General features: G+C 47.2%; 9 protein-coding genes. 4 read left to right on the forward strand and 5 right to left on the reverse strand.

Annotated features, from left to right (window positions below):
• Positions 1–6: 6 nt before the first annotated feature.
• From VK541_RS14865 to VK541_RS14880, 4 genes are read right to left on the reverse strand one after another with little or no spacing between them, the layout of a single operon-like run.
• On the reverse strand, positions 7–1,146 hold the full coding sequence (locus tag VK541_RS14865; protein WP_324371106.1) for a DUF4861 family protein: 1,140 nt from the start codon (positions 1,144–1,146) through the stop codon (positions 7–9).
• Between the two features lie 7 nt (positions 1,147–1,153).
• The gene (gene kduI, locus VK541_RS14870; protein WP_324371107.1) at positions 1,154–1,996 is read right to left on the reverse strand and encodes a 5-dehydro-4-deoxy-D-glucuronate isomerase; all 843 of its coding nucleotides are present in this window, start codon (positions 1,994–1,996) and stop codon (positions 1,154–1,156) included.
• 49 nt (positions 1,997–2,045) lie between these two features.
• Positions 2,046–3,233 carry a glycoside hydrolase family 88 protein gene (locus VK541_RS14875; RefSeq protein ID WP_324371108.1) on the reverse strand — a complete coding sequence of 396 codons (1,188 nt, stop codon included), beginning with the start codon at positions 3,231–3,233 and terminating at the stop codon, positions 2,046–2,048.
• A gap of 33 nt (positions 3,234–3,266) precedes the next feature.
• A complete protein-coding gene (locus VK541_RS14880) occupies positions 3,267–4,301 on the reverse strand; it encodes a LacI family DNA-binding transcriptional regulator (protein ID WP_324371109.1) in 1,035 nt (344 codons plus the stop codon).
• Between the two features lie 103 nt (positions 4,302–4,404).
• On the opposite strand from VK541_RS14880, the gene VK541_RS14885 reads away from it, so the two are divergent.
• The 4 genes from VK541_RS14885 (at position 4,405) to VK541_RS14900 (ending at position 7,587) form a co-directional block, all read left to right on the forward strand.
• Complete coding sequence (locus VK541_RS14885) at positions 4,405–4,593, forward strand: hypothetical protein (RefSeq protein WP_324371110.1); 189 nt, start codon at positions 4,405–4,407, stop codon at positions 4,591–4,593.
• Positions 4,594–4,747: 154 nt separating this feature from the next.
• Positions 4,748–5,539: a (Fe-S)-binding protein gene (locus VK541_RS14890; protein ID WP_324371111.1), complete on the forward strand. Its 792-nt coding sequence runs from the start codon at positions 4,748–4,750 to the stop codon at positions 5,537–5,539.
• 10 nt (positions 5,540–5,549) lie between these two features.
• A complete protein-coding gene (locus VK541_RS14895) occupies positions 5,550–6,950 on the forward strand; it encodes a lactate utilization protein B (protein WP_324371112.1) in 1,401 nt (466 codons plus the stop codon).
• Positions 6,943–7,587 carry a LutC/YkgG family protein gene (locus VK541_RS14900; protein ID WP_324371113.1) on the forward strand — a complete coding sequence of 215 codons (645 nt, stop codon included), beginning with the start codon at positions 6,943–6,945 and terminating at the stop codon, positions 7,585–7,587. The genes VK541_RS14895 and VK541_RS14900 overlap by 8 nt, the downstream gene beginning before the upstream one ends.
• Positions 7,588–7,637: 50 nt before the next feature.
• Here VK541_RS14900 and uxaC read toward each other — a convergent pair.
• The coding region (gene uxaC / locus VK541_RS14905) for a glucuronate isomerase (protein ID WP_324371114.1) at positions 7,638–8,737 on the reverse strand (1,100 nt) is incomplete at its 5' end.

The raw sequence follows: 8,737 nt of genomic DNA on the forward strand, positions 1-8,737 counted from the left end.
ATAATATTATTGAACACCAACCTTTAACGGCTGTTCCAGTTTCTGTTTAAACCGCACCAAATAATCGAACCAGGCCCGGGCGGCAGTGAATTGTCCGGCCTTATTCCAGGCAGCGCCATTGTAATAAACAAAAGCCTGGTTACCCGGAACAGTCGCATGAGTAAAAAGCTGGGCCTCATTCACGCTCATTTTGTCAACCGGCGCAAGGGCAATCGTTCCGGTTCCGATGATCCCATCCTCACCATGTACAGGCTCCCAGTAGCCCAATATCCCACCTTTTTCATCCAGCAGCATCTCGCCGGCTTCTTTTCTTTTGATGATACCGATCACTACCGGCAATTTCGAATTTCCTGAGGTCAGCGTATATACCGCCTCTACCCTGTTCATCTGCGAACCAGCGTCAAGGGAAATTGTCTTTACTACCTTTACAGATTTCCCTGCCACATTCCATTCCGCATAGCTCAGCTCAAACGTAAAACGCAGTGGCCCTTGATCCAGTATCCTCCAGGTCCGGTAATTGCCCGGATAATAAACCGAATCCTTCACAAACGGGGCAATATCCCCCGCTCCGAGCGTAAATCCAACATGATAATAATCCAGTCCGTCCCCATGGTCTTTATGGTAATCTCCCGATTTATACCACTCATCTAAAATGAGCTTAGCATTGCGTTTTGCCCATACATCAGTCCCAAATGCATTGTCTTTTCTTCCCTCCAGCGCTTTTCCGTACATCCTGAAAGCGATCTTGTCATTTTCCCATGCAAAATCATCAAAACGCTCAGGTACATACCTGCCAAATGTCTTCCGTCCCACGGTTGCAGGTTTACCCTGCACAATAGCGAGTTTCAGGCTTGCACTGGCCTTAAGGCTCAGCTGCAGGAGCAGGTTCTTAATCCCTTTCTCCCCACGGTGTTCCAGCTGCCAGGCAACTTCACGTTTACCTGTCAGATCCATCACTTTAAAATTTGCAGTATCAATCCCAGGATATTTAGCCGTTATATCCTTCCAGTCTACCGCAACAAGCTCTTCAGTTCTAGCGATCCCGGAAGGATTGTTTACCACAATCGTCGCCTTAGCATTTTGCGCAAATGTACAGGTACACATACCCGCCAGCATCAACGAAAGTCCAAATATTTTTCTCAGCATTTTATTACTATTTAAGTTCATTTATCGCACAATGGTCCATATCACCGTAATCCAGGTTCTCCCCTGCCATACCCCAGATAAACGTATAATTACTGGTACCCGCACCCGAATGTACAGACCAGTTCGGTGAGATCACCGCCTGCTCATTCTGTATCCAGATGTGCCTGGTCTCCAGCGGCTCTCCCATAAAATGACATACACTTTGCCCCTGTGGTACTTCAAAATAAAAGTAAACTTCCATCCTCCGGTCGTGCGTATGCGCAGGCATGGTATTCCAGACACTGCCGCTTTTCAGCTCAGTCATGCCCATTTGCAGCTGGCAGGTCGGCAAGATACTGTTCACCAGCAGCTTATTGATCACCCTGTGATTGGCCGTTTCCGGAGCACCAAGCTCCACCACCTCAGCCTCGGCTTTCGACACTTTCTTCGTCGGATAGGTTTGGTGCGCAGGCGCAGAATTGATGTAAAACTTTGCAGGCTTCGCCGGATCTGAAGAAGCAAAAGTCACCTCTTTGGTACCCCTGCCGATGTACAGCGCCTCTTTAAAATCCAGGTCATAGCTCTGGCCATCAGCGATTACCGTACCTTTGCCACCTACATTGATGATCCCGAGCTCCCGTCTTTCTAAAAAATAAGATGCCTTCAGGTAATCAGGATTTGACAAATGAACGGTCTCATTCACCGGCATTGCGCCACCGGTGATATAGCGGTCAAAGTGGGTGAGTGTAAGATAGATATGATCGGCCTCAAACAGCTCGTTGATCAAAAAGTTCTTCCTCAGGTCTGCGGTGACCATGTGTTTTACCTCGGCCGGACTGTGCGCATAACGACTTTCAAAGTGTGTTTTCATCGTATTCTTTTAATCATCTTTTTATTCTTTTAATTCAGATCCCCGGACATTACAAATACCAGTTCCTATAACGGAGCAATGCTTCCAGGAAATAATAATCGGCGTAAGTAAGCGGTACATCTATCTCCGATTTATGGGGCAGCGAACCTACACTGTGCAGTAATAAAAAGCCGCCGTTTTCGCCCAGCTTCGCACGATATGCATCTGAAGACAAGGTCCTGATCACCTTTTCTGCAACACCCAGATATTGCTTACGTTCTTTTTTATCAGTGTACTGAGCCAGTTCCAATAAGGCCGAGGCCATGATTGCACCTGCGGAAGCATCCCTGTAAGTATTGGGGATACCCGGAGCATCATAATCCCAGTAAGGGATCAGATCAGCAGGCATATTTTTGTCATTGAGCATAAAAGCGGCAATCTTCTTAGCCTGCTCCAGGTATTGCCTGTCTTTTGTCATGCGGTACATCACCGTAAAACCATACAATCCCCAGGCCTGTCCCCTGCTCCATGCAGAAGAATCAGCAGCACCCTGAGCCGTTTTCCTTTGCAGCACATCCCCGGTCTTCATGTCATAATCCAGGACATGATAAGAACTAAAATCCGGTCTGAAATGATTTTTTATCGTCGAATTCGCATGATTTACCGCGATTTCTTTAAACTTTTTATCACCTCCCTGATCACTTACCCAGCCCAGCAGCTCCAGGTTCATCATGTTATCGATGATTACCGGGCCCGCCCAGGCCTTACTGGCATTCCAGGACTGGATCACTTTTGCACCCGGATGATACCTGGTCGACAAAGACGCTGCAGACTCATCAATGATGGCCTTATAAGCCGGGTCTTTAAATAAACGGTAAGCATTGCCAAAACTGCAGTACATCATAAAACCCAGGTCATGAGTACCTTTGTTCAATTTCTCTTTTTCCAGTATGGCCAGTCTTGCTTTAGCCTCCTTCAAAACATCCGCATCTTTGGTATACTCATAGATATACAGCAATGATCCGGGGAAAAAGCCACTGCACCACCATCCCGTATTGCTGTTTTCTGATTTTCCCGTCTGCGGATAAAATGTCTTTGGCATCTGATCTGCCGGTACATTTTTGGCAAGCACTTTATACTGCTGATCTGCAAATTTAAACTGCTCGTCAATCAGCTTTGCCATCGGCAGCGCTTTAGTTTGGGCATCGGCCAGACCCTGATGCAGCAACAATGAAAAAATAAATAATAATCTTCGCATAACTTATATTTGTATTTGGTTAAAATGTACAGTTTAAGTCGACATCCTCCTGATCAGTTCTGTAGGGATGATGATTGGCGCATTACTCAGCTCATCAATGTTCTTTTCGTTCTTCAGCAGATCTACCAGTACATCGACTATTTTCTTGCCCACCTGGTTTGGAAACTGTTCAATAGTGGTGATCGCCGGTGAAATGATAGCAGTCCGCGGATCATTTGAATAACCGATGATTTTCAGGTCCTTAGGAACGTTAATGCCTGTTTCCCGGGCATATTCCAATGCAGCAATAGCGCTCGAATCGTTATCAGTACACAGTCCGTCGGGAACCTTTTTCCCCTCAAAAAGCTTCCGCATCGCTTCGCGGGCATTGACTGTGGTCAATTCCTGATGAAAAATCCAGTCTTCATTTACCGCAATATGATGTTGTTCCATCGCGCTGTAAAATCCGGCAGACCTGTCCCGGTAAAGATTGCAGCTCAGCGGCCCTGAAATGTGGGCAATATGCCTGCAGCCGGTCTCTATCAGGTGTGATGCCGCGAGATAGCCTCCTCTTATATCATCTCCCCTGATGACCATTGCACCGGGAAGATGCGGCGGAACACGGTCATAAAAAAACACCGGAACACCGCTTTCCATAAATTTGAGGAAATGACTAAAATCAGTCGTAAACAAAGTACAGGCTACAATAAGCGCATCTACCCTTGATGAAAAAAGAATTTCTGTCAGCTCCTTCTCCATACTGATGTCATCATTGGACTGGCAGATCATCAGGTTGTAGCCATGCTTGTGCAGGTTGTTCTGAATGGTCGTGATCACTTCTGCATGAAAGAACATGGAAATGCGCGGCACGATAAGCCCTACTGTATAAGTTTTATTGCTGCGCAGTCCGGAGGCCATCTGATTACGCCTGTAACCCAGCTTCTCAGCCATTTTAAGCACATCGTTCCTGGTTTTCTCTTTTACATGGACCTGACCATTAAGCGCCCGTGAAACGGTAGCTGCAGACAGTTTTAATGCGCCTGCAATATCAAGAATCGTATTTTCCTGAGCTCTTTTTTTCCTGATCATTTCGTTTCGTTGTTCTGTTCAATTCCCTCTGCAGGCCGATCACCCTTCGCAACCCATTGCAAACCGGCAATTGAACCGCAAGCTAATCATAATTTTTAATTTTATGAAAACGTTTTCAGTTTTTGAATGTCACATATTTATGGTACATTATACTTCCTTGTTTTTTGAAAAAAGTACGCCTCAGGTCAGATACGGGAACAGATCAGGTCTGGTTAAGGGCAAAGCCTCACACAGAACACACCTGATCCACACTTCCTTCACAAAAAGGTACCCTTTTGTGGCTTTGGTGTGAACAAGGTGTGAGCAAAGTGTGAACAGGCAGTCAAGTATACCAGATCACCTCTGCTGTCAGTCCTGCATGTTCAAATTGTTTACTTTTTAGCCAAAAACGTAGAATTTCAATTTACTTTAAAAACTATTTTTACCGCCTTCACACCAAAAATATCATGACCGTAGGCCTGTTTATCCCATGTTATATTGACCAGTTTTATCCCAATGCGGCTATTGCGACATTAAAGTTGCTCAGAAAGCTCGGCGTAGATGCAGTTTACCCTACCCGGCAGACCTGTTGCGGTCAGCCAATGGCCAATTCGGGATTTGAACACCTGACCCAGGGATGCAATGACTTGTTCATCGATAATTTTGCTGAATTCGATTACATTGTCTCCCCGTCGGGCAGCTGTGTGCTGCACATCAAAGATCATCTGCATGCGCAGGGCAATGAAGACAAAGCATTGGGCATCCGCAAAAAGATCTATGAACTGACAGAATTTTTAACAGATGTATTAAAAGTAGAAAAACTGAACGCTAGTTTCCCGCATAAAGTGGGCATGCACCAAAGCTGTCACGGGCAGCGGGGGCTGATGCTGGCACAGATGACCGAACTGGTGGCCAAACCTTATTCAAAACCGCTGCAATTGCTCCAAATGGTCGATGGACTGGAACTGATAACGCTCAACAGGCCGGATGAATGCTGTGGTTTTGGCGGTACCTTCTGCCTAGCGGAAGAAGCGGTTTCCGTGAAAATGGGAAAAGACCGTGTGGAGGACCACCTGCTGAACGGAGCAGAATACATCACTGCCGCAGATATGTCCTGCCTGATGCATATGGAGGGCATTTTGCGCAGGCAAAAAAGCAAGGTCAAAGTGATCCATATCGCGGAGATCCTCAATGCAGAACCCGCAATCGCAGCAACAGAAACCACAGCAGTTAATTCAAACGAGCCTTTAAATGTATAATAGCTAACAGATGGGTACCGGAACTAAAGACCACGCACAATTATCTGATGTTTTTAACGAAGACGAAGCCCGTGTAAACTGGCACGATGAAACCCTGTGGTTTGTCCGCGCCAAGCGTGACAAGGCCGCACACCACATTCCCGAATGGGAAATGCTGAGAGAAATGGCTTCACAGATCAAGGACAATGTACTGTCAGACCTGCACAGCTACCTTTCGGAGTTTGAAGCCAATGCGCAAAAAAACGGCATAAAAGTACACTGGGCGGCTGATGGCGAAGAACACAACCGCATCGTCGAACAGATACTCAAAGAAAACGGCGTTGACCGGATCGTGAAAAGCAAATCTATGCTGACCGAAGAATGCCACCTCAACGAATACCTGCACCAGCACGGCATAGAAGTCATTGACACGGATCTGGGCGAGCGGATCGTGCAGCTGGCAGAAGAGCCGCCAAGCCATATCGTACTGCCCTGCATCCATAAAAAGAAAGAAGAAATAGGTGACCTCTTTCATGAGCACCTGGGCACACCTGAGGGGATGTCCGATCCGGTATTTCTGACCGCAGCCGCACGTGTCCATCTGAGGGAAAAATTCATTACCCGCAGAGCAGCCATTACCGGAGTGAACTTTGCAGTAGCCGAAACGGGGGAATTCGTGGTATGCACCAATGAGGGCAATGCCGATATGGGCGCGCACCTTGCAGATGTGCACATCGCCTGCATGGGTATAGAAAAACTGGTACCCCAGCGCAAGCACCTTTCCGTATTCCTCAGGCTGCTGGCACGCAGCGCAACCGGCCAGCCGATCACGACCTACTCGAGTCATTTTAAAAAACCCAGACCCGGACAGACCATGCACCTCATACTGGTAGACAATGGCCGGACCAAGCAGCTTGGCCGGCCGGATTTCCGGAATTCACTGAAATGCATCCGTTGCGGAGCCTGTATGAACACCTGCCCGGTTTACCGCCGCAGCGGCGGACACAGTTACCACACAGCCATAGCCGGTCCAATCGGCTCTATCCTGGCACCAAACCTGGACATCAAGCAATATGCTGACCTCCCTTTTGCCTCCACCCTTTGCGGATCCTGCACCAATGTAAGCCCGGTAAAGATCAACATCCATGAACAGTTGTACAAATGGCGGCAGGTGATCGTAAAAGAAGGCTATGCAGACAAGACAAAGGTCATTGCCATGAAAGCCATGGAATTTACCTTATCCAGCCCTGCAATCTATAAAATAGCCGGTAAAGCAGGCCGAATGGTCATGAAGTACGCACCTTTTATGGTAAATAATAAACTCAACCTTTGGTATCACCAGCGGGAAATGCCTGAGCCGCCGAAACAATCTTTTGGTGAATGGTACAAACAGCAGGATTTTTCCAAAGAAAAAACAAATCAGCATGACTAGCAGAGCACAGATATTGGCCAGGGTAAAAAAAAATCAGCCTGAGCTGAAACCCCTCCCGCCGGCTGAACTGATTCTGTCAGAAAATTGGGGCAAAACTCCGGACACAGATCAACCGCAGTCTGCATCGGCGGATTCCGGTCAGGCATTGCGCAACATAGAACAGTTTCGAAATGTACTGACCACTATAGGCGGTGCACTCATCGAGGTATCCGGCTACGGAGAGATCCTGGATTATATAACAGCACACTACCAGGGTGAACAGCGCATCATTTCTACCCTTCCGGAACTCAGCAGCATTACCGAACCGGGCTGGGAAAATGATGATCCGCATACTTTAGAAAATGTAGACCTTGCCATCATCAGCGCACACTTTGGTGTCGCCGAAAATGCAGCATTATGGATCACCGAAGAACTCATGCAGCAAAGAGTAGTGCCGTTCATCTGTCAGCAACTGGCAGTGGTGGTCAGCAAAAACGAAATACTGACCACTATGCACGATGCTTATGCCAGGATCGGCGAAGCCGAATATGGCTTTGGGGTCTTTATAGCCGGGCCATCGAAAACAGCAGACATTGAACAATCGCTGGTCCTTGGCGCACACGGCCCAAAAGGAATGACGGTGTTTTTGATCGGGTAGTATTGAGAATCCTCATTGCGAGGAGCTTCTCGCAATGATGGATGTGTTTCCTACTTTAATCCGAAATATTCCTCCGCATTGTAATAACAAATATCACTGACGATCTGTCCGATCCATTTCTCATCATCGGGCAGCTGGCCGTTTTCCATTTCCGCACCAAACATATTGCACAGGATCCGTCTGAAATACTCATGCCGCGAATAAGAAAGGAAACTGCGGGAATCGGTCAGCATTCCTACAAAATTGCTGACAATACCCATATTGGACAATGTGTTCAGTTGCTGTTCAATGCCGTCTTTCTGGTCCAGAAACCACCAGCCGGAACCAAACTGCATCTTGCCTTTTACCGAGCCGTCCGCAAAATTGCCCACCATGGCCGCAAAAGCCGCATTATCAGAAGGATTCAAATTGTATACAATCGTTTTGGGCAATTGATCTGTTGTGCTCAGATTCCCAAAGAAAGCAGACATCCGTTCAATCTGCTTAAAATCACCAATGGAATCATAACCAGTATCCGCACCCAGCTTGTTGAACATGCCCTGGTTGTTGTTCCTGATGGCACCCAGGTGAAACTGCTGCACCCATCCCTTCTCATGATACATTTTTGACAATGCAGTGAGCACATAACCCGCAAAAGCATCCGGATTGGAATATACCGCATCGCTGCTTTTGACGAACGAAGCAAATTCTTTTTTCTCCGTATCGCTCAGCTGGTAAGACGCAGGTAAGAAAGCCAGACCATGATCCGCAATACTGGCCTGATGCGCGGCAAAATAATCTACGCGGTTTTGGAGGGCATGGATCAACGACTCCAAATCTGTGATCTCCAGGCCCGAAGCGACCGACAAACGTTTCATATACTCCCGGAATTGCTGCGTCTTATCGATCATCAGCGCTTTATCCGGGCGGAAGGAAGGTTTAACCTTTACCGTAAAATCACTTGAGCTCAGCTGCTTGTGGTATACCAGATCATCGCAGGGGTCATCCGTCGTTCCAACCATTTTCACTTTAAAATGATGGAGCAAACCCTGTGTGGAAAATTCATCCTGGGTCAGCAATGCATTACAATGCTCATAGATCTCTCCCGCCGAAGCCGCATTCAGGTAAGAATTTACACCAAACGGATCTTTCAATTCCATATGTGTCCAGT

It is taken from the genome of Pedobacter sp., assembly GCF_035317785.1.
In the GTDB taxonomy this organism is placed as follows: domain Bacteria; phylum Bacteroidota; class Bacteroidia; order Sphingobacteriales; family Sphingobacteriaceae; genus Pedobacter.